This is a genomic window from Micromonospora sp. CNZ299 (genome assembly GCF_002754415.1).
Genome location: NZ_PEFG01000001.1, coordinates 2,446,242 through 2,469,962, shown reverse-complemented (window position 1 = coordinate 2,469,962; position 23,721 = coordinate 2,446,242). Strand labels below are relative to the sequence as shown.

The window sequence follows — 23,721 nt, the reverse complement described above, 5'->3', positions numbered from 1 at the left end:
GGGACAGGCTCGACGGCATGACGAACAGGATCGCCCTGATCACCGGGGCCAACAAGGGGATCGGCTTCGCCACCGCCCGCCAGCTCGGCGCCCTCGGGATGACCGTGCTGGTCGGTGCCCGCGACGCCGAGCGCGGCCGGGCAGCCGAGCGGGAGCTGCGCGACGGCGGCACGGACGCCCGGTTCGTGCCGATCGACGTGACCGACGCCGACTCGGTGACAGCCGCGGCGAAACAGGTCCAGGCGGAACACGGGCAACTGGACGTGCTGGTCAACAACGCCGGCATCGTCCTCGCCGACGGCGCTCAGGGGCTGCCCAGCGAGACGACAGTGGCGACGCTGCGCCGCGTCTACGAGACGAACGTGTTCGGGGTGGCGACGGTGACCAACGCGCTACTGCCGCTGCTGCGCCGCGCGCCGGCGGCCCGGATCGTCAACGTCTCCAGCGAGGTCGGCTCGATCGCGGTCATGACCGACCCGGCGGGCGCGCTGTTCGCGCTGACTTCAGTGCCGTACCCGTCGTCGAAGGCGGCGCTGAACATGCTCACCGCGATGTACGCCAAGGAGCTGCGGGACACCCCGATCAAGGTGAACGCGGCGAACCCGGGCTACTGCGCCACCGACCTGAACAGCAACAGCGGCTTCCGCACCGCCGAGCAGGGCGCCGAGGTGAGCGTGCACCTGGCGACGCTGCCAGCCGACGGACCGAGCGGGCTGCTCTGGGGCTTCCAGATGGACGCCGGCGGCGGGTACGGCGTGCTGCCCTGGTGAGACGCCGTGCGCCGCCCCGCCGACCTCAGCTTGCGGTCGGTGGGGCGGTGAGGTCGAGCTGCCAGTCGTTGGCGCGCATCAGCTGCCCCGGCGGGTATTCGAAGTCCGTCTCGCCGAGCAGTGTGAAACCGGCCTTGCGGCAGACCGCGTTCGAGGCGGGATTGTCGACCGAGGGGTAGGCGTGGGCGTAGCGCCGGTCCTGCCGAGCGCGCAACACGTCGATGACCGCCCGCACCGCGACGGTCGCCAGCCCTCGCCCCCGGTAAGAGGGCAGCACCGCCCAGCCCAACTCGTACACCGGTCGGTCGTGCCAGTCGCGACCCCAGTAGCCGACACTGCCGGCCCGCACGCCGTCCGGCAGCACCAGCGTGAACATCGCGCCCTGCCCGGTCCCGGCGAAGTGCACGTACCGGTCGTGCCGGGCGAGCACCTGCTCGTCGGTCTCCGGGCCGCCGGTGTGCTTGCGGGTGTCCGGTGAGTTGAGCTCCCGCAGCAGGTCGAGGTCGTCCTCGTGCCACGGTGCGATGCGTACCTGTGCCATGCCCACTCCCCTGTCCGTCGACCACAGTCAAGCCGACCCCACCGACATTGCGCCCCGAAACGCCGCCCGCTAGATCCGATCTAGCGGGCGGCGTGCTGCTTTCTCGCGCCGAAGAGGTGGCACCGACAACTCGGGAGGGGGGATGATGACACCGCTCAGGATCGCCGTGATCATCGGCAGCACCCGGGAGGGGCGGGCCGGCGACCGGGTCACCAGCTGGTTCACCGAACAGGCCGCGCGGCACGACGACCTGGCGGTGACCGTCGTTGACCTGACCGAGTACGACTTCCCGGCCAGCTACCCCGCCGAACCGACCGCGTCGATCCGGGCGTTCGTCCGCGAGGTGGGTCGAGCGGACGCGTTCGTCGTGGTCACCCCCGAGTACAACCACAGCTTCCCCGCACCGCTGAAACAAGCCATCGACTACGCGTACGACGAGTGGCAGGCCAAACCGGTCGGCTTCGTGTCGTACGGCTGTCGGTCCACCGGCCGGTACGCGGTCGACCAGCTCCGCACCGTCTTCACGGCGCTGCACGCGATGACGGTGCGTGACGTCGTCGGGATCGACCTGCTCGGCGGCGAGCCGACACCGCAGTGCACCGACGAGCTGCGCCGGGACGCCAGCGTCCTGCTCGACCAGCTCCGCTGGTGGGGCCTGGCTCTGCGCGACGCCCGGGCGGCTCGACCGTACGTCTCCTGAACACGTCCAACACGAAAGGTAAGGATCATGAGTAGACGCACCACCGGCCTGGCCATCGAGGCCGAGGGGCTCACCCGCTCGTTCGGGGACACCCGGGCGTTGGCCGGGATCGACCTTCAGGTGCCCGCCGGCACCGTCTACGGTCTGCTCGGCCCCAACGGGGCGGGCAAGACCACAGCGGTCCGGGTGCTCGCGACGTTGCTGCGCCCCGACGGTGGTTCGGCCCGGGTCTTCGGCCACGACGTGGTCACCGAGGCCGACAAGGTCCGTTCCCGGGTCAGCCTCACCGGCCAGTACGCCTCGGTCGACGAGGACCTGACCGGTACGGAGAACCTGGTGCTCCTCGCCCGCCTGCTCGGTCTGCGCAAGCCGGCCGCCCGGGAGCGCGCGGCGGCCCTGCTGGCCGCGTTCGGACTGACCGAGGCGAGCGACCGCCAGGTGAAGAAGTACTCGGGTGGGATGCGGCGGCGCATCGACATCGCCGCCAGCATCCTGAACACGCCCGACCTGCTCTTCCTCGACGAGCCGACGACCGGCCTCGACCCGCGCAGCCGCAACCAGGTGTGGGAGATCGTCCGGGCGGTGGTGTCGCACGGCACCACGGTGCTGCTGACCACCCAGTACCTCGACGAGGCCGACCAGCTCGCCGGTCGGATCGCGGTCGTCGACCACGGCCGGGTGATCGCGGAGGGCACCCCGGGTGAGTTGAAGTCGTCTATCGGCTCCGGCACCGTCCACCTGCGACTGCGCGATCCCGGCCAGCGGCCGGAGGCGGAGAGGGTGCTCCGGGAGGCGCTCGGCGTGCCGGTGCAGCTCGCCGCCGACCCGGTGGCGTTGACCGCCCGCGTCGGTGAGGCCGGCACCGACCTCGACGCCAGCGCCCAGGCCTCGCGCGCGCTCGGCGAGCTGGCCCGCGCCGGCATCGTCGTGGACAACTTCTCCCTTGGCCAGCCGAGCCTCGACGAGGTCTTCCTGGCCCTGACCGATCACCCCGCCGTGCCGGCCGGCGAGCCCGACAACGAGCTGGAGGCAGCCCGATGAGCGACACCACGACCACCACGACCGAACGGGCGCCGTCCGTCTACGTCCCGTCCGCCGACGCGCTGGCGACAGTGCTCGCGCCCGGCACCCGACCGCCCCGACCCAGCGCGCTGGGCGCGTCGCTCACCTTCGGCTGGCGGGCCATGCTGAAGATCAAACACGTGCCGGAGCAGCTCTTCGACGTCACCGCGTTCCCGATCATCATGGTGCTGATGTTCACGTACCTGTTCGGTGGCGCCCTCGCCGGCAGCCCGCGCGAATATCTGCAGTTCTTCCTGCCCGGCATCATGGTGACCAGCGTCGTCATGATCACCATGTACACCGGCATCGGCCTCAACACCGACATCGAGAAGGGCATCTTCGACCGGTTCCGGACGCTGCCCGTCTGGCGCCCGGCTGCCCTGGTCGGCATGATCTTCGGCGACGTGCTGCGCTACATCCTGGCCGCCGTGGTGATCCTGGGCCTCGGGCTGGTGCTCGGGTTCCGCCCCGCGGGCGGGGTCGTCGGCGTGGCCATCGGGATCGGGCTGCTGGTCATCTTCTCGTTCGCGTTCTCCTGGGTGTGGACGTTCTTCGGGCTGATCCTGCGCAGTGAGAAGTCGGTGATGGGAGTCAGCATGATGGTGCTGTTCCCGCTGACGTTCCTGAGCAACGTCTTCGTCGACCCGAGCACCATGCCCGGCTGGCTCCAGGCGTTCGTGAAGGTCAACCCGGTGACGCAGCTGGTGGCGGCGATCCGTGGGGCGATGAGCGGCGATTCGGACCCGTCGGCCACCATGTGGTTGCTGCTCTGGAGCGCCGGCTTCCTGGTCGTCTTCGGCACCCTGACCATGTACAGGTACAACCGCCGCTGACCCGGCCCCGACCGTTCGATGGGCGCCGCCACGGCTGTGGTGGCGCCCGTCGGCTGTCGTCTGGACGCCCGGGTGAACGCTGGCGGTCAGACGACCGCCGGCACCTCGGCTCGGATGGTCCCCCGCAGGCGGGTGGCGTCCTGACTGGGAGGCGCGCCGAACTGGCGACGATATTCGCGGCTGAACTGCGACGGGCTCTCGTAGCCGACTCGGATGCCCACCCCGGTGACGTCGTTGGGATGCGTGGCGAGCAGGAGCCGGGCCTCCTGCAGTCGGATCTGCTTCTGGAACTGGATCGGACTCATCGCGGTCACTGCCTGGAAGTTGCGATAGAACGCCGACACGCTCATTCCGGTCAGCCGCGCCAGATCCTCCACCCGGAACGGCTGGGCATAGTGGTCGCGGATCCACCGGACCGCCCGGGCGATGTGACTGAGGCTGCTGTCGGCCAGACCGAGCTGCCGTACGGCCGCACCCTGCTCCCCGGTGAGCAGCCGCCACAGGATCTCCCGCTTGATCAGGGGCGCGAGCACCGTGACGTCCCGGGGTCGGTCCAGCAAACGAAGCAGTCGGATCACCGCGTCGCCGAGCTCGTCGGGAGCGTCGCTGACCAGCAGCCCCGACGGTGTCGGCCCCGCCAGGGGCGGAAGGTCGCCCGGCGCCGCCTGCAGCAGCAGCTCCGCGACCATTGCCGGGTGTAGCACCAGCCCGAACCCCAGAGCCGGCGCGTCGGCGCTTGCCTGGGTGAAGCGGCCGGTGACCGGCAGGTCGACCGACGCGACGAGGTACTGGCCGGCCCGGTACTCGTACACGCGGTCGCCCAGCGCCATCTGTTTGGCGCCTTGAGCGATGAGTGCCAGCACGGTGCCCGACATCGACGTGGTCGGTGCCGTCTGCTGCTCGACCCTTGAGATCAGCACCCCCTCGATGGTGGTGCTCATGTCCGGTCGCGCGTGCCTGGCCAGCAGTGCCCGCAGCTCGTCGAGGTCCACGACCCGATTGAAGCACAGGACCGATCCTCGCCACAACGAGAGGATCAGGCAAGTGTTAGCGAGCATCCTTCTAACGTTTCCGCTGGTGAGTGCGCTTCCATAGGAGCGTCGGTTTCCCAAAGAACGCACACAGCTCAACGATCAGGAGTCTCAACAATGTCTGTCCACCACGGGTTCCAGGCCACCATGACCGCACAGCCGGGCAAGGCGGACGAGCTGATCCAGTTGTTGCTGGACGCACCGTCCCTGCAGCACCACGACTGCCTCGTCTTCCTGGTGTCCCGCTCGGCGTCCGACCGCGACGTCGTCCACGTCATCGAAGGCTGGACCAGCGCCGAGGCGCACAGCGCGTTCTTCGCCGGCGAGCAGGCGCAGGCCCTCGTCGCGAAGCTTCAGCCGCTGCTGGCCGGCGACTCGGCGTACACCGACGCGGTGCCGGTCGGCGGTAAGGCGAGCTTCTGAACCGGCGACCGCACCGATCACCCCTGACCGTGTCAGCGAAAGGATCCGCGATGAACCTCCCCCGACCCGGCATCGACCCCGAGTTGCTCGTACCCCTGGCCGAACTGCCGCCGATGCCACCCCTCGGCCCCGAGGTGATCGAGCAGCTGCGCCACTTCCCCCAACCGTCGATCGACAGCCAACTGGAAGGCCGAGCGGTCGAGCGGCGCGAGGTCACCGTTCCCGCCAGTGACGGAACGCCGATCCCGCTGTCCATCCTCAGCCCCACCGATCGCGCCGCCGGCGCACCCTGCGTCTACTGGATCCACGGCGGCGGAATGATGTGGGGCGACCGCTTCTCGAACATCGACGTCCCGCTGGAATGGCTCGACCGGTTCGGCGCCGTCGTGATCACTGTGGACTACCGGCTGGCCCCGGAGGCAACCGGTACGACGCTGGTCGACGACTGCTACCAGGGCCTGCTCTGGGTCGCCGAGAACGCCGTGGACCTCGGCATCGACCCGGCTCGCATCGTCGTGGCCGGCGCCAGCGCCGGGGGTGGCCTGGCGGCAGGAGTCACGCTGATGGCTCGCGACCGCAACACCCCGACCATCGCCGCGCAGTTGCTGTCGTGCCCCATGCTCGACCACCGCAACGACACCGTCTCCAGCCGTCAGTACAGCGGGCTGGATGGCGTGTGGAGCCGGGAGATGAACGAGTTCGGGTGGCGCAGCGTCCTCGGCGGGCACACCGACCAGAACGTCTCCGCGTACGTCTCACCCGCGCTGGCGGACGACCTGTCCGGTCTGCCGACCACCTACATCGACGCCGGGACCGCCGAGGTCTTTCGCGACGAGGACGTCAGCTACGCGACCCGGATCTGGGCGGCCGGCGGCCAGGCCGAGTTGCACCTGTGGGCCGGTGGCTTCCACGGATTCTCGGCGCTGTTCCCCGAGGTCCGCGTGTCGGCCGCGGCGCGGCGCGCCCAGACCGACTGGCTCGCCCGGGTCCTGGACCCCAGCCCCGACCTCAAGGACTGAGCCGAACCCATGGCCGGCGCTGACCAGCCGGCGCGCCGGCCATGGGTTCAGAGCCGCCAGCGCAGCGGCTCGGGCGGCAGGTAGCGGCAGGTGCTGCCGGTCGAGACGGCCTCGCGCAGGTGGCCGGCGAGGGCCGGGTGCCGCTCGTCGAGCTTGCGCAGCGTGTCCCTGATCCGCGCGGTCACCGTCTTGCGGGCCCGCTCGGCCTCGTCGCCCAGGCGGCGGCTCCGACCGGCCAGCCCCGCCGCGGCGCGTAGCTCGTCGAGCAGCGCACCCCGCTCGGTGTCCAACGCGGCCACCTTCCGGTCGTCGTCGCGGGCGGCGGCCCGGTCGATCTCCTCGTCGAGGCGTGCCAGGTGTCGCCGGTAGCGGGCCTTCGCCTCGTCGTCGAGGACCGGGTCGGCGCCCATCCGCCGGGCGGCGACCAGCTCCGGCCCGGCAGCCGGGTCGAGCAACTCCACTGCGGGCACGTCGCTGCCCGGCCGGCTCAACAGCAGGTGCAGGTCGTGCAGGCCCTTGGCGTCGGGCAGATGCACCACGACACCGGCGTACGCGAGTTGCCAGACCGGCCCGTCGCGCCGGAACTCGTACCCCTCGCCGGCTGGCGCGACCGCCGTGGCCTGACCGGGCGCGAAAGCCTGGCCTGGCCCGGCGTTGGCCGACCCGACGGCCTGGCCCGGCGCGGCACCCTGGCCTGGCCCGGCGGCTGCGGCCGGCTCGACGGCCTGGCCCGGCGCGACGGCCTGGCGTGCGGTGGCGGTCTGCTCGGCCGCGTCGATGGGGGCCGGTTCGGCGAGCCGGTGCAGCACCTGCGTCATGCCCAGGGCCGTTGCCTGTTGAACGGTGGTGGCGCGCAGCGCGGCGAGTGTCGCGGCGTCGCCCGGGTGGCCCCGGCCGGCGAGGGCGTTCACGAGGCCGGCACGGGCGATGAGCGACCAGGTACGGGCACCCAGCCGGTCGGCGGACTCACGGGCGGCGGTGAAGCCGGCGATGGCGTCGTCCCAGCGTTGCTGGGCGGCGTCGATCATTGCCAGCCAGTGGTCGACCGGGCCGCTGACGTCGCAGCCGAAGAGCGCCACCATCCACTCTCCCCGGTGCGGGGCGAGTGCGGCCCGTGCGTCGTCGCAGCGCTGCGGGTCGGCGGACGCGGCGGCGGCCTGCGCGCGTAACCGTAGCCAGATCGGCGACACCGGGCGCGGATAGCGGATGGCGGCGTCCTCGATGCCGGCGGTCAGCCGGACCGCCGTCTCGCCGTCGCCCCGCTCCGCGGCGGTGATCGCCCGCAGCAACTCCTGGTAGGGGTAGTCGATCGGGGCCAGCGCGTCCAGCAGGGTGTCGGCCTCGGCGAACCGACCCTGGAGCAGCAGCCGGGACCAGCGCAGGTGATGGCCCATGAACCCGAACTCGGCATGGCCCGGGTCGGAGAAGTCACCGAGGACCGCGAACCGCTCGTCGGCTTCGGCGAAGTCACCCCGGAGAGCCGCGATGATCCCGCTGTCGATGGCCGCCGAAATCTGGTGCCGGCTGAGGTCGCCGTGCCGGTCCGCGCCGACGAAGGTGGTGAGCTCCTCGTTGAAGTGCGGGTCGCCCAACTCCAGTAGCGCCACCCAGCGCAGCGAGGTGGCCCACAGCTCGGTCTCGCGGTCTCCCGTGCGGCGGGCCACGTCCCGGATCTCGGCGGTCAATGCGGCGCGGGCCGCCGCGGTGCCCAACCCCCAGGTGGTGTCGTGGCGGGCCCAGAGGCTGAACGTCAGGGCCTCGTCGTCCTGCCCTCGACGGGCGATCGTCTCGGTGGCGGTGATCAGGTCGGCGACCAGCGCGCCGACCGACGCGTCGGCGTCCGGTTCGCCGATCAGCTTCCGGTACGCGTCGCGCACCAGCTCCGCCGCGTCGATCGATTGAGCGGTCTCCACCTGACGGGCGCGGTTCACGATGAGGGCGACGCGGGCCAGCAGCACCGGGTCGTCGAGTGTGCGAGCCAACGCACCGGCCTCGGTGAGCAGTGCGGCGGACTCCTCCCGGCCGGCGTGATGATATTGCCCCTCGCCGAACTCGATGAGGATCCGTACGCGTTGCTCCGGGTCCTCGACGACCTCCAGCGCCCGGCGGAAGTGCACCGCCGCCTCGTCGGCGGCCAACCGGACGAACGCATCCCGTCCTGCGGCGACCAGCAGCGTGGCCACCCGCGCGCGGTCGAGTGCGGGGCCGGCGAGGTAGGCGTGGCGGGCGAGGTCGGCCGGGACCAGCTGATCGGTGAGCTCCCGCAGGTCGTCGACCGCCCGGACGACCGCGCCGTGTCGCGCCTGCCGCTCGTCGTGGGACAGCCCGTCGTAGATGGTCTCCCGGACCAGGTCATGCGCGAAGGCGAACCGGCCGCCGCCCCGGGCGACCACCAGCCGGGCGGTCACCGCACGGTCGAGCAGCCGATCGACCTGCGCCACCGGGGCGGCGCCGCAGGCCGCCAGGACCTGACGGTGGAACTCACGCCCCAGCACGGCCGCGACGGTGAGCGCCTCGGCCACGGCCGGCGGCAACTGGGCCAGGCGGCGGCGCACCGCTTCCCGTACGCCGGGTGCGATAGTGCCGGCCGCGTCGTCGGCGTGCCACAGCCGGGCAGTCTGCTCGATGAAGAACGGGTTGCCACCGGTGCGCCGGTGCACCTCGTCGACGAGGTCAGCGTCGGGTTCCCGCCCGGCGGTGCGTGCCATCAGCGCGGCCACCTCGTCGCGGGCGAGGCCGGTGAGGGTGATCGTGGTGGCCTTCGCGACCAGCGGCATCAGCAGGGGGCGCAGCGGGTGCTCGCCCGACTCGACCTCCGCGTCGCGGTAGGTGCCGACCAGCAGCAACCGCTCGAACCAGGTGTGCTGGGCGGCGAAGCTCAGCAACCGGAGTGAGGCCGGGTCGGCCCAGTGCAGGTCGTCGAGGACGACCACGACCGGCCGCTGCTGGGAGACCGCGACCAGCGCGGCGGTCACCGCGTCGTACAGCGCGAACTCGTCCTGGTTGGCGCTGTCCGGGTCGACGTTGGCGGTGTCCGTGTCGACGCCGGCCCAACTGGTGAGCCGGTCGGCCTGCTGCGTGCTGGTGTCGGCCTCGCCAAGCAGGGCCGCGAGGGCCGGCTCGGCGTCCGGCCGTGCCACCGCCCAGTCGTCGGCGGAGCGCCGCAGGCCGCGCAGCACCTGCACCCACGGCCAGTAGCCGGGGGCGCTGTCGGAATCCCAGCAGGCGGCGCCGAGCACCAGCGCGCCGTGTTGCCGGGCCTCCCGGGCGGCCGACGTGACGAGGGTCGTCTTGCCGATGCCCGGCTCACCGGTGACCAGGACCAGACCGCCGTGGCTGGTGGCGGCGCGGTCAAATTCGGCGCGCAGCAGACCTGCGGGGTGATCCCGCCCGATGATGGCGTCGCCGCGCCGCGCGTCCATGGTTTCCAGACGGTACTGGAACAGTCCGACAGCGCGAGCGAGTTGGCCGGCCGACCTCCCCTCTTGACCTTGGGAACACACCTACCTGCCCCTAACCTTCCCTATGTGGGTAGGATAGGGAACGATGACGGAAGACATGTACTCAGTTGAGCAGGTCGCCGACCGGCTTGGGCTGCACGTGCGGACGGTGCGCAGCTATATCCGCTCGGGTCGGCTGCGGGCGGTGCGGATCGGCAAGCAGTACCGGATCGCCGCCAGTGATCTCGATGCGCTCACCGGTCAGGCCCCGGTCGCGCCCAGCGTCGCCCGGCAGGCGGAGGTGTCGAGCATCGTCCAGATCGACGGCGTCGACAGAGCTGCCGCCGACCGGCTCGGCACGCTCGTGCTCACCAGCGCCAACACCAGCCACGACCAGGCCAACCCGCTGCGGGTGCAGACCGTGTACGACGAGCAACGCCACCGCATGAAGATCGTCGTCCTGGGTGACCCGGCCTCCACCGCCGAGTTGCTGCACCTGCTCGACGCCGTGCTCAACGCCGACAACGGCCTGCTCGACCGGGAGGTCAACGATGCCTGACGAGATCCAGGAACGCGCCGGGGTGCCGGTGCTGGTCTGTGACCCCGACGGCCCGCCACTGACCACCGAGCAGGACGCGCTGGACCTGATCGGGGCGGCGTTCCTCGGTGCCCAGGTGGTCGCCGTGCCGGCCAACCGACTCGACGCACGCTTCTTCTCGCTGGGCACCCGCTTCGCCGGCGACGTGATGCAGAAGTTCGTCAACTACCGGCTGCGGCTGGCCGTCGTCGGCGACATCTCGGCGCAGCTCGCGGAGAGTTCAGCGTTGCGCGCCCTGGTGCACGAGTCGAACCAGGGTGGACACATCTGGTTCCTCCCCGACCTCGACGCGCTCGACGCCCGCCTCCGAGCGGCGCGATAAACCCTCACCCACCGCCGACAACCGTCATCTCCACCTCGTCCGCCTCGACCGCCCTCACCTGGGCCTGCTCGGCCGCCCACCGCAGGTAGGCCAGCCACTCCTCGGACGACCAGCCGTTGCGCCGGCCGACACCCGCCTCGGCGGGGAGCAGGCCGGCCACGACCCGGTCGAGGATCAGGGGCTGCACGTCGCCCACCCCACGCCGGTAGCCGACGAAGTAGAGGACTTTCGTGAACAGGCCCGGCCCCAACCAGGGCAGGCGAGCGTGGTCGGGGTCGCCGAAGCGGCGGTACGCCGTGCAGAGCGCGTCCTCGTCGGGCGCTGGCGTGGACAGCTCTTCCAGCGCGTACGCCAGGCGTTTGCCGTCCGGGTCGGCGTCGAGTGACCTGGTGGCGCGCCACGGGCCGTACCCGATGGGTCCGTAACCCCAGACCAGCACGGCGGTCAGCAGTTGCCGTGGACTCGCGGAGCCGGCCCGGTATGCCTCGGCGACCGCGAAGACGTCGCGCCGCCAAATCTCCCCGCTCGCCGGCAGGGGGTCGGGCCACGCGTCCGGCGGCAGCCCGGCCCGCCAGCGGCCGATGTTGACGCTGACCGGAGCCTGCTCACCTGGTAACGGTTCCTGCATGGCGTCTCCCCCAGATCGCGAACAGCTCGAAAGCCGAACGCTATGGCCGAGGCTGTAGACCCGACTGTCCGAGAACGCCATATCGCGGTATCAAGGACCACCGCCTTGCCCAATCGTGCCGTGAGCGGCCTGATGGCCGGGGGTCTGAGGCGTTCGGAGCAGGGCTTCTCCTGACGAGCGTGATGCCTGTGAGTCATCAAAATGACTCACAGGCATCAGCCTTCTGCGCCCGGCTGTGGTCATTCGAAGTTCGGCGTCCAGATGCGGGCCTTGTAGAACTCCGCGCCGGCCCGGGTGCGGTCGCCGCACCGTACCGCGCGTTCCACTGTGGTTTGTGGACGCGTAATCAGTCCGACAGGAACCCGTGGGGGCGGAGAATGTCGCACGGTTGATCTACGGTGCTCCCGTGCTTCCCCGAAACGTGAAAATCATCGATCAGGTCCGCGCCGAGGCGCTCCGCCGCGGCATCCCCGCCGCCGACGTGGAGCGCTGGCTGGAGCTCGCCCGCCCGTCCGCCTTCATGGCACAGCGGGGTGACGGGCCCGTCGTGGGCGCCATCCGTGGACCCTTGATGCTTCCGGCCGACGCCGAGGACCCCGAGTATCCCTTGATCGCCACCATCGACTGCGCTGCTCTTCCGGCAGACGTGACCGACCTTCCACTACCGTCCGACGGCCAACTGCTGCTGTTCGGCTGGCCCGAAGAAACCGGCTGGGGCGAGGTCAGGTACGTGCCGGCAGGCGTGGCGGTCGAGGAGCGAGAGCGGTATCCGTCTGACTTCCCTCCGGACGACGAGGAGTTCGCCGAGGTCTACACGGAGATCGGGCAGGGCGATCTGCACCTCACTGTCGACATCTCTCTGCCGTACGTCAAGACGATCCCGGGGCCCCCGTGGTCTCCGCCACTGCCGGGAGATCCCCCGTTCGGAGAGCTGACCGAGGTGTGGAAGGAAGTCCTGGACAACGCGCCGGACGGCCCGTTCTCCTCCTCTGGAGGCTGGGAGTCGCCGCTGCTGTTGGGCGGCTACGGCACTGAATGCAACGGTTTCAACCCCGCGTGGTTGGCGGCCACCGGCTCGGGCGGGTCCGGCCAGGACGGGTCGGTGCGAGGGGTTGACGGGCCAGCCGACCATGGTGACTGGGTTGTGCTTGCCGAGTTCCATGGCGGGAGACAAGGCGGCGCGAGCATCCACTGGGTGATCCAGCGTGCCGACCTGAAGGAACGACGCTTCGACCAGGCCAGAGTCCTCGTCTACTGGAATCCGTGAGGCCGGGCGGACTAGCCGCCCGGCGACCGGGTACGCGCAGTGCATGGGTAGCCACAAGCAGAACAAACACGACAGCGGTGGCGAGTCGGCGCGAGGTCGGCGGCACCCGGGCAGCGGCGCTCGGGGCCGCCAGGGTTCGCCCGTGGAGCACTCGCCTGACCAACGTCACCGCCGCACCGCGACCGGCTCCGCTGGCACCGAGCGCGACCTGGGTCGAGCCAAGGTTTCCGGCGACGGGCGAATTCAACGGCAGGGTGGCTCGTGAGCTGACCAGCCAAGGGTGTTGCCGCCTCGTGTTCGCGGGGCGGCAACACCGGGTGATCGACTACGCGGTGGCGAGTCCTAGCCCGCATATTGACACCTGCCTATCATTTTCGAGGAAGTCGCCCTAGCGTTCGCAGCATGTCCGCTCGCCGCGTCACCGCCGTCGTCGCCCTCGCCGCGCTGGCGAGCCTGCTCGCCGTCAACGCCGCGAGCGCGGACGGCCCGGCCATCAGCACCCCCGGCAACCCGGTGGTGGTAGCCAACGAGCCGCACCAGCTCACCCTCACCTGGGCGCCCTCCACCTGGATCGGCGATCCGGCGGCGGAGCAGCCGATCAACTACGAGGTGCAGGCACTGCTGGGCCCCAACACGTACCGCTGGCTCGGCACCACGCTCGACACCACGATCACGCTGACCGACCTCGCGCCCGGCACGACGTACTGGATCGCGATTGGCGCCCGTGCGCTCGGCGGCTATTCCGACAGCTCGCCCGGCATCACCGTGCGCACCGCCAGCGGCCGCGCGACGGTCAGCTACCTCAACCTGGACTGGTCCCCAACGAACAACCAGATCCAGCACCTCCTCAAGGTCACCAACACCGGCAGCGGGCCGCTCGATCTGAGCGCGGTGCGGGTGCGCTACCACCTGCGCTTCGAGGGCGGCAACACGTCGCTGGTGCCGAACTGCGACTGGGCCGCGCTGGGCTGCGACCGGATCCGGCAAACCTTGCAGTTCTTCATCCCGCCGGGCGGGCCGTCCCCGTTGACGACACCCGGGCCTGGCTATCCGATCCCGGGCACCGCGGCCCCCGGCTGGGTGGAGCTGACCTTCACCGGCGGGATGCTCGAACCTGGCGCGTCGACCGGGCCGATCCAGCTACGGCACCACCGGCACAGTTGGAGTGACATCGAAGAACGCGACGACCCGAGCTGGCTCGCCGCCACCAGCCAGTGGACCGAGAACGACAAGATCACGCTGGACGTCGACGGGGTACGCGAGTTCGGCGACCTCTCCTCCCGACCGCGTCCGGCGACCGGCACGAGCGGTGTCCGGCCGGCGATGTCCTGACGAGCGTGATGCCTGTGAGTCATCAAAATGACTCACAGGCATCAACCGCTTCAGGGCACGAACCAGGAGTCCAGACCGGCGAGCCAATCCGGCTCGACGGTCGACCATCATCTTGTTCGATCGACTGGCAGGTCCTCGACGTGGCCCCACTTGAGTTCGGTGCCGCCAACCAGAGCCGCCTCACCCCAGGAGACTCGGAGCAGACCTTCGTCGGAGTTGCAGGCAAACCCGACGAGCAGCACCTTCGGCTCGTCGGTCAACTGCTCCACGGCATCCCGAAGAGCTGAGCGGTCGCGGGCCTCCTCTGGCGTGAGCGGCATCAGCGGCAGAGTGACCTCCTCATGGCTCGGTTCAGGCCCGAAGAGAATCAGCAGGTCTCGGATCAGCCGGTTGAGGTCACGCCCGGGGCGGGCGTCGCGCATGTCCAGGTCGCTCCGGGTCGCATACCGCCAGGGCAGCAGCAGATGACCTCGGCAGATGGTGACCCGCACCTGAGCGCCCGGCGGATGGACGTCCACCACATCGGGAAAGTCGTGCAGATACTCGTGCAGCACCTCGTACTGCTGCTTCCAGCGGACCGGGCCGAAGGCATGATCGGTGTCCAACTCCGATGCTTCGCGCGCATCCTGGGCCAGCTCGACCGCGCGGCCCAATGCCGCCGGCACAGCAGTACGCAGAGCGGTTGCCAAATCCAGCCCGAACTTCTCGATCGACCACTGGGACGGACCATCAGCATCGCCCATGCGACTCACTCCCCGTGTCGAGTCACGCACTCACAGACAACAAGGCTCCCATGATGGTCAATGGATGAGAAGGCCGGACAACAACTCCAGAGCAGCAGCCAGCCATCAGCGGGTGAAGCTCGCGGGCAGGTGAATGCTTGCCGCGGGGACACCGAGGGCGAGCAGTCGGGGCCGCGCACCGGTCAGCATCGCGGGTGGGCCACAGAGGTAGATCTCCTGACCCGGCTGGTGGTGGTCGAGGGCGATGGTCAGGGCGTCACCCTGTTCGGCTGGCTCGGCGCAGGGGTCGTCGGAGAAGGCCGGCACGATGGTCAGCCAGTCGTGGGCGCACTGCAGTTTGTCGAGGCTGACCGAGTCGTACAAATCGGTGAAGGTGGGCGCGCCGACGACCAGCGTCACCCGCCGGCCGTCCGGTGCGGCGGCAACCTGCTCGACCAGGGAGCGCAGCGGCGCCAGGCCGGTGCCACCGGCGACGAGCAGCAGATCGCTCGTGCTCGCCGTGTCGAGGCGCAGACCGGTGTCGACGGGTGGGCCGAGCCAGAGCAGCTCGCCGGGGCGTACCTCATGGACCAGGCGGTGGGAGACGGTGCCGGCGGGTACGGCGCGGACATGCAGCTCGACGGTGCCGTCGGCGCGTGGGGCGTTGGCCGGCGAGAGCCAGCGCCAGTGCCCGGGTAGGCGCGGCGTGCACACCGACACGGCCTGACCTGGTTGGAAGGGCAGTCGCCGCCAGGGACGTACCGTCAGGATGGCGATGTCGGGCGACGGCCGGTCGTGGCCGATCACCTGGACGTGCCACCAGGCCCGGCCGTCGCCGGCCTGCGCGGCGGCGCGGCGCACGGCGTGCGTGACGCGGCACAGGGCGCGCTCCGCGGCCAGGGCGAGCTGCGGCGTCCACAGTGGTCGGGCGTGGCGGGCCACGGTGGCGAGCAACGCGTCGCCGATGGTGGTGGAGTGCGGGAGCAGGTCGAAATGACGGTACGCACGGCCGAGCACCAGGAGCAGCGCCGCCCGGCTCGCCGGGTCGCCACCGCCGACCATGAGGCGGCCCAGCGCGGTGAAGAACAGCGGCGCGTCTCGGTGTCGGAGCAGACCGGGTCGGCGGTCTTCGACTGTGCGCCAGAAGTCGCCGGCGGCCCGCACGTCGACCGACGCCCAGGCGGCGGCCAGGCCCACGCGAGCCGGGTGGTCGTCGTCGATCAGGGTGGGCATGCCGGCTCCGAGACGTTGACGGATCGAGAGGCACCGGGGCGAGCGGGACGGCGGCTGCGCCGTTGAGGGCCGGCGCAACTCCGAAACCAGCACCCGCCCCGGGCCATGGGTCGACTCTCGCGCTTGACCAGGCAATACGGCATGTCACAGTGATCGTCGACGGCATGCGCGGCCCGTATGCGGTCAACCAGGCGCCACCCTGGTCGGGCAGACTGCGGGCATGATGGAACACCCGGTGCTGTATCTGGTCGTCTGCGCCGCGGGTCCGGCGGAATACATCGACGAGCTGGTCGATGTGCTGATCGCCGACGGGTGGCGGGTGTGCATGATCGTCAGTCCTACCGCCGCTCCGTGGCTCGACCGGGAGGCGTTGCAGGACAAGACCGGCTATCTCGTACGCGTGGAGTGGCGCATGCCCGGCGACCCCGAGCCGCACCCGCCGGCCGATGTGGTGGTGGCCGCCCCGCTCACGTTCAACACGGTGACGAAGTGGGCGCTGGGCATCAACGACACCCTGGCGCTCGGCGTCCTCAACGAGTCGCTGGGCGCAGGACTGCCGATCCTTGCCTTCCCGCACGTCAAGGCGGAGTTGGACGCCCATCCGGCGTACGCCGCTCACCTGGCTGTGCTGCGCGGTGCCGGCGTTGTCGTCGCCAAGGGGAAGGTGCTGAACCCGACGGACGAGAAGGATCGTTGGGCCATGGTCATCGAGGCGCTGCGGTTGCTTCGCCCAGTCTGAGCATCTGCTCCCTTGTTCGGCGGTCCTTGAGATATGCGTCGTGCGTATACCAGCGCTCCACGCAGCGTGTTCAATGGATACGCTCGATGAGGCGAGACGGACGGAGCCGCCGGTGACCCACGCGAACTGCCCTCGGTGCGGCGGACGGCTGGCCCGGGACAACGACAGCGGACGGTGCACGCCCTGCCAGGCCGCCGAGCGGGACCGGTTGAGCGCGCCGCCGGTGGTGCCGGCGACCTTCTGGGAGCACGAGCCGGTGCGGCGGGCCCTGGCGGAGCGGCATCTCGGGCGGGTGATCAGGGCGTACCGGTGCCATCCGTACCACGGACGGGTCGCCTTGCCGCAGACCGTGGTGGCGGGGTGGTTGGGGATCACGCAGGCGCAGTTGAGTCGGGTGGAGAACGGGCCACCGCTGGTGCATCTGGACCGGCTGGCGCATTGGGCGCAGCTTCTCGGGATTCCAGCTTCTTGCCTCTGGTTCGGCCTCCCCGGCCAGCCTTACCGAGCCGACGATCACGCCGCAGACGACCGTCATGCCCACAACTCGGTAGCTGAGCAGGGCGAACCGGCTGCAATGGCGGTTACCGTGGATGGGGCATCAACCCAAGGGGGTGGCGCTACGGACCGGCGACGCTTCAACGCAATGGCCGCGCTCGCGGGACTCGCCGCAGCCGGTCACCCTTACCTGCTCACAGATCCTGCCAACGTGCCTCGAAACATCGGCATGGAACAGGTACGACTGGCTAGTTCGCTGGTTCAACATTTCCGGCGAGCCGATGCCGCAGTCGGTGCTGACCAGCTCTGCGACGTTGCCGTCCAGGCTCACGCCAGGCTGTCAACGTGGGCGGCAAGGGCGACCTATAGCCGAGAAGTCGGCGATGCCCTTCAAAGCGCGCTGGCTGACCTCGGCATCCAGGCCTCATGGCTCGCTACCGATGCTGAGCGCAGGCGCGAAGCCAGGCCCTTTCTGAACGAGGCCATCACCCGCGCACGGATCGCCGACGACCCTCGCATGGAAGTACAGGCGCTCACCCAGTTGTCCATGCTGCTCCGCGACAGTCAGCCCGGCGAGTCGCTGCACTGCGCCGAGGCGGCGCTACGCGTTTCCGCCAGATGGGCGACACCTCGACTCACCACGCTGTTACATCTGCGGAGGGCGCACACCTACGCCCTGCTCACGGACGCGGGTGGCTTTAGCCGGGAGATGACCAAGGCTCGTCGCGAGTTGGAGCGCGGACCACACGAGGATGACCTCGGGTTTGTGGACTTCGTCAACGAGCAGGAAGTGAACGGCATCCAGGGGCTCTCGTACCTCGCGCTGGACAAGCCCGACCGTGCCGCTCAGTCGTTCCGCGCAATCATCGCCAATCCGTCGCCGGGACATCGCCGGAACCAGGTCTACTACACCGTGCACCTGTCGGAAGCGGCGTATCGGCAGGGCGACATCAATGAGGCAGCCCGCATCGCGCTGAGCGTCCTGCCCGCGGTCAGCCAGATGAACTCGGGTCGAATTAGCCGGCGCCTTGCGCGGGTGCGCTCGAACCTCGCGGCGTCACGGCAGGCGACCACGGCAACGCGCCAGTTCGTCAACGCCTACGACCAGGCGGTGAGTGTGTGATCGAGGGCTTGCAACTTCGCCATCACAACGCCGACGAGGCTGAGGGGATCCTCGATCAGCTTGTGGGCCTCTACATGGAGGTCTATGCGGGCGGTGGCGAGTTCTACAGCGAGGACCGATTCCGGCACCAGCTCTCCATGCACATGCAACGGGTTGGGTGGGAGCTGGTGACCGCAACGGTCGACGGGGCTCTAGTCGGCTACATCTACGGATTTCCGCTTCCTTCACAGACGCGGTGGTGGGACGGGATCCACCAGCCCGCGCCGCCTGGGTTCACCGACGAGGACGGCAGACGCACCTTTGCGCTCAGCGAACTGCTGGTACATCCCAACTGGCGACGTCAGGGCATCGCTGCGGCGCTGCAGGACGACCTGGTTGGTGGTCGGACTGAGCCGCGAGCCACGCTGCTGGTCCGTCCCGACAACGTCGCTGCCCAGAGGGCGTACCGCTCCTGGGGCTGGAGGATGGTGGCGAAATTGCAGCCAAGCTGGGAGAACGCACCAACCTTCGATGTCCTAGTTCGAACCGTCTGGACCCAACCTCATCCGGTTAGGTAGCGCCGTTGCCGTAACCAACACCTCTGCTCTATTCCGCCGCCTCGCAGACTCCCTGCAGACGGGGCCAAGCCCCGGCTGACCTAATGCCCGACCCCGCCCACCCGGGGCTCAGGGCCCCACCACCCCCAGCGGACCCGCATTGATCAGTCGGATGACGCCAATGATTGGCGAAGCTGTCGTGCCACACCTGCGAGGGCGTTCACGAGGGCGTGGCATTGCACGTCAAGGCGAGCGTGCCACTTTGGGGTCCTCACATCGAGCATCGACCTCAGAGTCCGGATGGGCATCGGCTCCTTGGCTGTCCGCTCACACACAGCCAGTAGGCGCACCCCCGCCCGGTCCGCCGATGACCTGGCTGGCGCCGCGACGTACGGCGGGGCTAGTGCGGTCGGAGCGCGCCACGGGGCGCGGGCGAGCAAAGCGTCCAAAGTAGATGAGAAAGACTTCCGAGCGCTCATAGTCAGCAATGTTGACATCAGGGTGGGTTCGCCACAGCCGGGCGAGCAACCTTCTCTACGGCCATCCCCTCAACTAAGCTCTGCTGCTGCAGATCGATCACTCTGGGTTAGACCACAAGCTTCTGACACGGACACAGCACGCAGCATCGCCCTAAAGCAGGCACACGTAAGTGTCGTACCCCCTTGGAACAATCCTGCAACCACCCCGACCCGAGAGCGAGTCATGACGGTCCAGGAAAACGGCATGATCAACGTTGCTCCTCATCCCCGACTGCTAGGCGTCCTTGGGGACATCGAGTTTCAGCCATGGCAGTGCCTGGCGGAGCTGATTGACAACGGGCTCGACGAGTTCCTTCGCCATCCCGGCAAGTCGGGCGAAACCCCCACCATTGCGATCACCTTGCCAGCACGGACGAGCGCGCCGAGGGCCGGCGAGGTCTGGGTGCGCGACAACGGCCCAGGCATGACGCTTGAACAGCTGAACAGTGCGCTTCGGGCTGGTTGGACGAGCAATTCGCGGTACGGGCGCCTTGGCCTCTTCGGCGTTGGGTTCAACATCGCCACAGCTCGCCTCGGACGGGTGGCCCAGGTGCGAACCGCTCGACGCGAAGATCCCTACTGGACCAGTGTGACCATCGATCTCCGGGCAATGGAGGCTGGAGGACACTTCTACCTGCCTGTCTCCGAGGAACCAAAAACCTCGCCGGGACAGCACGGTACGGATATCGTGATTCGGGATCTTAAGCAGGAGCATCACGAAACACTCAGCCGTGGTCAGGCCAAGATCAAGGCAACCCTTGGGGACATCTACAGCTATCTCCTTCAGCACCGTGACATCCGCATTGTCGTGGACGGAGAGGCGATTAAACCGAGACGCGCCTGCGTTTGGAACGAGAGTCGTTCTGTTGTGCGTAGCGGTGAACGAATTCCAGCTGTCATTCCCATCGACGAGAGGTTGGCGGACCGCGCCGCATGCCAGGACTGCGGCCTATGGCAGGACCCAGACGTCAAAATATGCGAGCAGTGCAAGAGTGAAAGCGTTGAGATCCGTGAGAGGCGCATCTGGGGCTGGCTTGGCATCCAGCGCTATCTCCACAAGAGCGACTACGGCATTGACTTCATCCGAAATGGGCGGAAGATCCTGATCCGCGACGTCCAGCTCTTCAATTGGATCGATCCGGATGACCCGTCGGGTCGAGGTGAGCAAGAGTATCCTATCGAGGTTCCGGGAGCTGGTCGCATAGTCGGCGAGATTCACATTGATCACGTCCAAGTCAATTACCAAAAAAACGCTTTCGAGTATGACACGCCGGAATGGAAAAGGGTAGTCCAAACCCTTCGCGGGAGAGGCCCACTGCGCCCCCGAATCGCCAAGGAGCTGCACTACCCTACGAACACTAGCCCGCTCGCCCGACTCTTCAACGGCTATCGCCGGAATGATCCGGGATTGAACTATCTAGTCCCTGCCGACGACAAGCGTGCGATCCATGAGAAAGCCAAGGAATGGGCTGATCTTTTCCGAAAAGGCGTAGCGGAGTACCAGACTGATGAGAAGTGGTATGAGGCGGCAAAGCAGTTCGACGAGCCGAAGCCGACCTTAGACAATCCTTCGCCGACGGACGAGCCTGGCGACATCCTCGCCAAGAAAGGCCTGCTTCCTCCCAAGCCGCCGAGCCCTTCACCAAAGGCGACACCCCCGCCGCCCCAGCCGCCTCGCGCGGAGACAGAGGACGATCGCCGCGCCCGTTGGCGGGCGTCGGGCGTACGGATGCCTGACATGGAGGCCAAATACGGACTGCCTGGGCACGGAGCCGCCCTGAATGTCAAGGTATGGTTGATTCACGGGCACGTATTGTCGAGCGCAAACTCCCCAGAGCGGCTTCCTGTCTATGTCGGGGCCGGCCGTGGTTCACAGGTCGACGTTTTCGTCGATGGCGACCACCCCGTTTTTGTCGACTTCGCCGTTGACACTCGAGACTTAATCGTAATGGAGCTTGCCGAATACATCCGAGTCCGCGACAACAGCGATCAGAACCTTTCCGCACTATTTTACGAGATCAAGAAACGCTGCCTACCGGACCACAAAATTACCGGAGCTTTCATCCGGGAGAACGCCTCGCGCCTCCTAGGTCGCGTTCGCGAAGCAATGCTGCCGGTCATTGCTGGGAACGCCACAGGGTACTGGTCCTACATTGATCCCGAAGGCCAAGATGCGGCCCAAAGGACCTTCGCCGTCGAAGGCGGTTCAGATAGTTGGCAGGACACGCTCAGCACAGGCGAGTGGATTTCCTATGTACCGGCATCAGCTTTAGCCAGGCTTCTGCAACACAAACCAGAGGCCTTCATGGACGGGAACGTCTTCAAATCCGGTTTCACAGGCCTGACCGACCAGATCGCCCGCAAGCTAGCCGTCGACCGCATTGTCGGCCTTGTGGCCGACGTAGCTGTTCTTGCGGAACGCGGGTCGCGGCGAAGCCCGGAGGAACTACAGCGCGGGCGGCTCTCTTGTTATTTATTGGAACAGGAGCTATCGCCGTCGGTGGAGGTATTAGAATGAATAGCTCCTTCCTATCCCCAGATAACCTCCAAGCGAACGGACCGCAACGCTTTACCCGACAAGTCGAGCGGCTGCTCACCCAGCTAGGTTTCCGCGACGTTGTCAACATCGACGGATCAGGTGATATGGGTGGCGATTTACTCGGCGAGCTCTATGGCGAGTTGTGGGTCTTCCAGTGCAAATGGCGAAGCCGCGGCTCGGTGCCCCGTGCCGGGGTAGACGAGGTCAGTGCGGCCCAGGATCACTACGGAGCCGCGAGGGCCGTGGTCGTGACTAATACTCGGCCGAGCTCGGACGCGGAGCAACGTGCGCTCACCCTCCAGCGGATCGGCCGCAGGGTCGATTTCTGGTCGGGAAGCGACCTGCAGTTGCTACTCAACAGCGCTTCCGAGCACCCCGACTTGGGTCTTCGTGACTACCAGGACGCGGCAGTCTCAGCCCTTTGGTCGGACTTACAACGCAGAAGGCGAGCTCTGCTTGTACTGGCGACGGGCCTTGGCAAGACCGTCGTTGGCGGCGAGATCATACGCCGTCAACTGGCCGAGCAGCCAGACCGGGACGTGTTAGTAGCAGCTCACACTAAAGATCTAGTAAATCAGCTTGAGAAAGCCATGTGGCGACATCTACCGAAGCGAGTCAGGACTCAGGTTCTCACAGGTGATGACAAGCCACTGAATTTGAGTGGGGTGACGTTCGCTACCACTGCAAGCGCGTATACGGCCGTGCTTAAAGGCTGGCGCCCAAGCATGGTTATGGTCGACGAGACCCATCATGTCGGAGAAGATGGCACCTACCATAAGCTTTTGAAAGAGCTGAGCAATGCGTTTCAATTTGGCGTAACCGCCACTCCCTGGCGAGGCGATAAATACGATATCGAGACCCGCTTTGGCCGCGCCAGCTACAAACTCGGGATCGAAGAAGGTATGAGGCGCGGCTACTTAGCCTCCGTGGACTATCGCTTGTTTGTGGACAACATTGATTGGGACGCTGTCCGCGATATCAGCATGCATTCGTATTCGATCAAGGAACTCAACAGTCGCCTCTTCCTCACCCAACGGGATGAGGCCGTAGTGGATGCTCTCCTGAAAGCCTGGCACTCAATTCACCAGCCGCGGGGCATCATTTTCTGTCAAACTATTGCGCATGCCGAACGAATGCAGCAGTTGTTGCGGCAGGTTCCTGATTGGCGTCACGCTGCGGCCGTGCATACCGACATGCCGAAGCGCGAGAGACAGCAGCGACTCCTAGACTTCCGCGCCGGACGGGTCCCCATTCTCACGGCTGTGGACATTTTAAACGAGGGTGTTGATGTGCCAGACGTCAACATCCTATGCTTCGCTCGCGTCACGCACAGCCGACGAATATTTGTTCAACAGCTCGGGAGGGGTCTCCGCCTGAGAACGGGAAAGACCTCTGTCCTGGCGCTTGACTTTGTCAGTGACATTCGACGTGTCGCAGCACTATTAAGCATTCGCAGGCAGCTTGAAGCCGACGACATCGAGGTACTTCCTAAAGTTCCGCAGCCGGCAATCTCGTTCAGTGATGTCAAGGCAGAGAGCTTGCTCGATCAGTGGATTTTGGATGCTGCCGACCTTGAGACGAGCAATGACGAGGCACGGCTGCAGTTCCTGGATCCGGAGGTGCTGCCGTCATGAGGCGAGAAACGCTTCTGCCCGCTCAGCAACAAGACGCCGTCGTACAGGCTCTTTACACCGATGCCGATCGACGAGGGTGGGAGAATATCCCGCGCCACGAACGAACAAAGATTTACGGACACTGGATTGAGAGCCCGGCGATCGGTGGGGTGCTGTGTCGCTATATGACACCCGATGCTGCCCGATCCTGGATCAAAGACGGCCCAATGAAAGAAT

Annotated in this window: 21 protein-coding genes; 15 read left to right on the top strand and 6 right to left on the bottom strand. The window is 67.8% G+C overall.

All coding sequences use genetic code 11. The features are described 5' to 3' along the window. The first annotated feature begins 17 nt into the window (after nt 1–17). Entirely contained in the window at nt 18–770 is a 753-nt protein-coding gene (locus CLT68_RS11880; RefSeq protein WP_099857064.1) for an SDR family oxidoreductase, read from the top strand. A 25-nt stretch (nt 771–795) separates the two neighbouring features. Here CLT68_RS11880 and CLT68_RS11875 read toward each other — a convergent pair whose 3' ends face one another. Further along, nucleotides 796–1,311 (bottom strand): GNAT family N-acetyltransferase, encoded by a 516-nt coding sequence (locus CLT68_RS11875; RefSeq protein WP_099850847.1) that lies wholly within the window; start codon nt 1,309–1,311, stop codon nt 796–798. A gap of 142 nt (nt 1,312–1,453) precedes the next feature. Here CLT68_RS11875 and CLT68_RS11870 point away from each other — a divergent pair, with 142 nt between their 5' ends. The 3 genes from CLT68_RS11870 to CLT68_RS11860 are packed head-to-tail and all read left to right on the top strand — an operon-like array spanning nt 1,454 to nt 3,906. Then, nucleotides 1,454–2,011, top strand: coding sequence for an NADPH-dependent FMN reductase (locus CLT68_RS11870; RefSeq protein WP_088946389.1), 558 nt, complete (start codon nt 1,454–1,456; stop codon nt 2,009–2,011). 27 nt (nt 2,012–2,038) lie between these two features. Next, a complete protein-coding gene (locus CLT68_RS11865) occupies nt 2,039–3,052 on the top strand; it encodes an ATP-binding cassette domain-containing protein (RefSeq protein ID WP_088946388.1) in 1,014 nt (337 codons plus the stop codon). Further along, nucleotides 3,049–3,906, top strand: coding sequence for an ABC transporter permease (locus CLT68_RS11860; protein WP_099850845.1), 858 nt, complete (start codon nt 3,049–3,051; stop codon nt 3,904–3,906). The genes CLT68_RS11865 and CLT68_RS11860 overlap by 4 nt, the downstream gene beginning before the upstream one ends. Nucleotides 3,907–3,992: 86 nt before the next feature. Here the strand turns inward: CLT68_RS11860 and CLT68_RS11855 are convergent, their stop codons facing one another. Continuing rightward, entirely contained in the window at nt 3,993–4,898 is a 906-nt protein-coding gene (locus tag CLT68_RS11855) for an AraC family transcriptional regulator (protein WP_099850843.1), read from the bottom strand. Between the two features lie 156 nt (nt 4,899–5,054). Here CLT68_RS11855 and CLT68_RS11850 point away from each other — a divergent pair, with 156 nt between their 5' ends. Together CLT68_RS11850 and CLT68_RS11845 are read left to right on the top strand one after the other, a co-directional pair. After that, nucleotides 5,055–5,360: an antibiotic biosynthesis monooxygenase gene (locus CLT68_RS11850; RefSeq protein ID WP_099850841.1), complete on the top strand. Its 306-nt coding sequence runs from the start codon at nt 5,055–5,057 to the stop codon at nt 5,358–5,360. Nucleotides 5,361–5,410: 50 nt separating this feature from the next. Continuing rightward, nucleotides 5,411–6,379: an alpha/beta hydrolase gene (locus tag CLT68_RS11845; protein ID WP_099850839.1), complete on the top strand. Its 969-nt coding sequence runs from the start codon at nt 5,411–5,413 to the stop codon at nt 6,377–6,379. Nucleotides 6,380–6,426: 47 nt separating this feature from the next. Here the strand turns inward: CLT68_RS11845 and CLT68_RS11840 are convergent, their stop codons facing one another. Continuing rightward, nucleotides 6,427–9,801 carry an AAA family ATPase gene (locus CLT68_RS11840; RefSeq protein WP_099850836.1) on the bottom strand — a complete coding sequence of 1,125 codons (3,375 nt, stop codon included), beginning with the start codon at nt 9,799–9,801 and terminating at the stop codon, nt 6,427–6,429. Nucleotides 9,802–9,925: 124 nt separating this feature from the next. Here CLT68_RS11840 and CLT68_RS11835 point away from each other — a divergent pair, with 124 nt between their 5' ends. Further along, a complete protein-coding gene (locus CLT68_RS11835) occupies nt 9,926–10,378 on the top strand; it encodes a helix-turn-helix domain-containing protein (RefSeq protein ID WP_099850834.1) in 453 nt (150 codons plus the stop codon). Beyond that, on the top strand, nt 10,371–10,739 hold the full coding sequence (locus tag CLT68_RS11830) for a DUF4180 domain-containing protein (protein WP_099850832.1): 369 nt from the start codon (nt 10,371–10,373) through the stop codon (nt 10,737–10,739). Before CLT68_RS11835 ends, CLT68_RS11830 begins: the two co-directional genes overlap by 8 nt. 4 nt (nt 10,740–10,743) lie before the next feature. On the opposite strand, the gene CLT68_RS11825 is transcribed toward CLT68_RS11830, so the two are convergent. Next, nucleotides 10,744–11,367 carry an 8-oxoguanine DNA glycosylase OGG fold protein gene (locus CLT68_RS11825; protein WP_099850830.1) on the bottom strand — a complete coding sequence of 208 codons (624 nt, stop codon included), beginning with the start codon at nt 11,365–11,367 and terminating at the stop codon, nt 10,744–10,746. A gap of 406 nt (nt 11,368–11,773) precedes the next feature. On the opposite strand from CLT68_RS11825, the gene CLT68_RS11820 reads away from it, so the two are divergent. After that, entirely contained in the window at nt 11,774–12,634 is an 861-nt protein-coding gene (locus CLT68_RS11820; protein ID WP_143743169.1) for a YwqG family protein, read from the top strand. A gap of 402 nt (nt 12,635–13,036) precedes the next feature. Continuing rightward, entirely contained in the window at nt 13,037–13,966 is a 930-nt protein-coding gene (locus CLT68_RS11815; RefSeq protein WP_099850826.1) for a cellulose binding domain-containing protein, read from the top strand. 107 nt (nt 13,967–14,073) lie between these two features. Here CLT68_RS11815 and CLT68_RS11810 read toward each other — a convergent pair whose 3' ends face one another. Next, nucleotides 14,074–14,709, bottom strand: coding sequence for a hypothetical protein (locus CLT68_RS11810; protein ID WP_141908026.1), 636 nt, complete (start codon nt 14,707–14,709; stop codon nt 14,074–14,076). Between the two features lie 105 nt (nt 14,710–14,814). After that, on the bottom strand, nt 14,815–15,921 hold the full coding sequence (locus tag CLT68_RS11805) for an FAD-binding oxidoreductase (RefSeq protein WP_486482144.1): 1,107 nt from the start codon (nt 15,919–15,921) through the stop codon (nt 14,815–14,817). A 220-nt stretch (nt 15,922–16,141) separates the two neighbouring features. Between CLT68_RS11805 and CLT68_RS11800 the strand changes: the two genes are divergently transcribed. The 5 genes from CLT68_RS11800 (at nt 16,142) to CLT68_RS11780 (ending at nt 23,505) form a co-directional block, all read left to right on the top strand. Beyond that, complete coding sequence (locus CLT68_RS11800) at nt 16,142–16,660, top strand: flavoprotein (RefSeq protein ID WP_099850821.1); 519 nt, start codon at nt 16,142–16,144, stop codon at nt 16,658–16,660. Between the two features lie 112 nt (nt 16,661–16,772). After that, the gene (locus tag CLT68_RS33760; protein WP_486482143.1) at nt 16,773–18,278 is read left to right on the top strand and encodes a helix-turn-helix domain-containing protein; all 1,506 of its coding nucleotides are present in this window, start codon (nt 16,773–16,775) and stop codon (nt 18,276–18,278) included. Beyond that, entirely contained in the window at nt 18,275–18,835 is a 561-nt protein-coding gene (locus tag CLT68_RS11790) for a GNAT family N-acetyltransferase (protein ID WP_099850819.1), read from the top strand. Before CLT68_RS33760 ends, CLT68_RS11790 begins: the two co-directional genes overlap by 4 nt. A gap of 681 nt (nt 18,836–19,516) precedes the next feature. After that, nucleotides 19,517–21,850 carry an ATP-binding protein gene (locus tag CLT68_RS11785; protein WP_158240878.1) on the top strand — a complete coding sequence of 778 codons (2,334 nt, stop codon included), beginning with the start codon at nt 19,517–19,519 and terminating at the stop codon, nt 21,848–21,850. Beyond that, nucleotides 21,847–23,505, top strand: a complete 1,659-nt coding sequence (locus CLT68_RS11780; RefSeq protein ID WP_099850815.1) for a DEAD/DEAH box helicase family protein — start codon at nt 21,847–21,849, stop codon at nt 23,503–23,505. Before CLT68_RS11785 ends, CLT68_RS11780 begins: the two co-directional genes overlap by 4 nt. The last annotated feature ends 216 nt before the right edge of the window (nt 23,506–23,721 follow it).

Excerpts from the sequence above, each read along its gene's own strand:
- CLT68_RS11880 (WP_099857064.1), top strand. The coding sequence starts at position 18 with ATGACGAACAGGATCGCCCTGATCACCGGGGCCAACAAGGGGATCGGC.
- CLT68_RS11875 (WP_099850847.1), bottom strand. The coding sequence starts at position 1,311 with ATGGCACAGGTACGCATCGCACCGTGGCACGAGGACGACCTCGACCTG.
- CLT68_RS11870 (WP_088946389.1), top strand. The coding sequence starts at position 1,454 with ATGATGACACCGCTCAGGATCGCCGTGATCATCGGCAGCACCCGGGAG.
- CLT68_RS11865 (WP_088946388.1), top strand. The coding sequence starts at position 2,039 with ATGAGTAGACGCACCACCGGCCTGGCCATCGAGGCCGAGGGGCTCACC.
- CLT68_RS11860 (WP_099850845.1), top strand. The coding sequence starts at position 3,049 with ATGAGCGACACCACGACCACCACGACCGAACGGGCGCCGTCCGTCTAC.
- CLT68_RS11850 (WP_099850841.1), top strand. The coding sequence starts at position 5,055 with ATGTCTGTCCACCACGGGTTCCAGGCCACCATGACCGCACAGCCGGGC.
- CLT68_RS11845 (WP_099850839.1), top strand. The coding sequence starts at position 5,411 with ATGAACCTCCCCCGACCCGGCATCGACCCCGAGTTGCTCGTACCCCTG.
- CLT68_RS11840 (WP_099850836.1), bottom strand. The coding sequence starts at position 9,801 with ATGGACGCGCGGCGCGGCGACGCCATCATCGGGCGGGATCACCCCGCA.
- CLT68_RS11835 (WP_099850834.1), top strand. The coding sequence starts at position 9,926 with ATGACGGAAGACATGTACTCAGTTGAGCAGGTCGCCGACCGGCTTGGG.
- CLT68_RS11830 (WP_099850832.1), top strand. The coding sequence starts at position 10,371 with ATGCCTGACGAGATCCAGGAACGCGCCGGGGTGCCGGTGCTGGTCTGT.
- CLT68_RS11825 (WP_099850830.1), bottom strand. The coding sequence starts at position 11,367 with ATGCAGGAACCGTTACCAGGTGAGCAGGCTCCGGTCAGCGTCAACATC.
- CLT68_RS11815 (WP_099850826.1), top strand. The coding sequence starts at position 13,037 with ATGTCCGCTCGCCGCGTCACCGCCGTCGTCGCCCTCGCCGCGCTGGCG.
- CLT68_RS11810 (WP_141908026.1), bottom strand. The coding sequence starts at position 14,709 with ATGGGCGATGCTGATGGTCCGTCCCAGTGGTCGATCGAGAAGTTCGGG.
- CLT68_RS11805 (WP_486482144.1), bottom strand. The coding sequence starts at position 15,921 with ATGCCCACCCTGATCGACGACGACCACCCGGCTCGCGTGGGCCTGGCC.
- CLT68_RS11800 (WP_099850821.1), top strand. The coding sequence starts at position 16,142 with ATGATGGAACACCCGGTGCTGTATCTGGTCGTCTGCGCCGCGGGTCCG.
- CLT68_RS11785 (WP_158240878.1), top strand. The coding sequence starts at position 19,517 with ATGACGGTCCAGGAAAACGGCATGATCAACGTTGCTCCTCATCCCCGA.
- CLT68_RS11780 (WP_099850815.1), top strand. The coding sequence starts at position 21,847 with ATGAATAGCTCCTTCCTATCCCCAGATAACCTCCAAGCGAACGGACCG.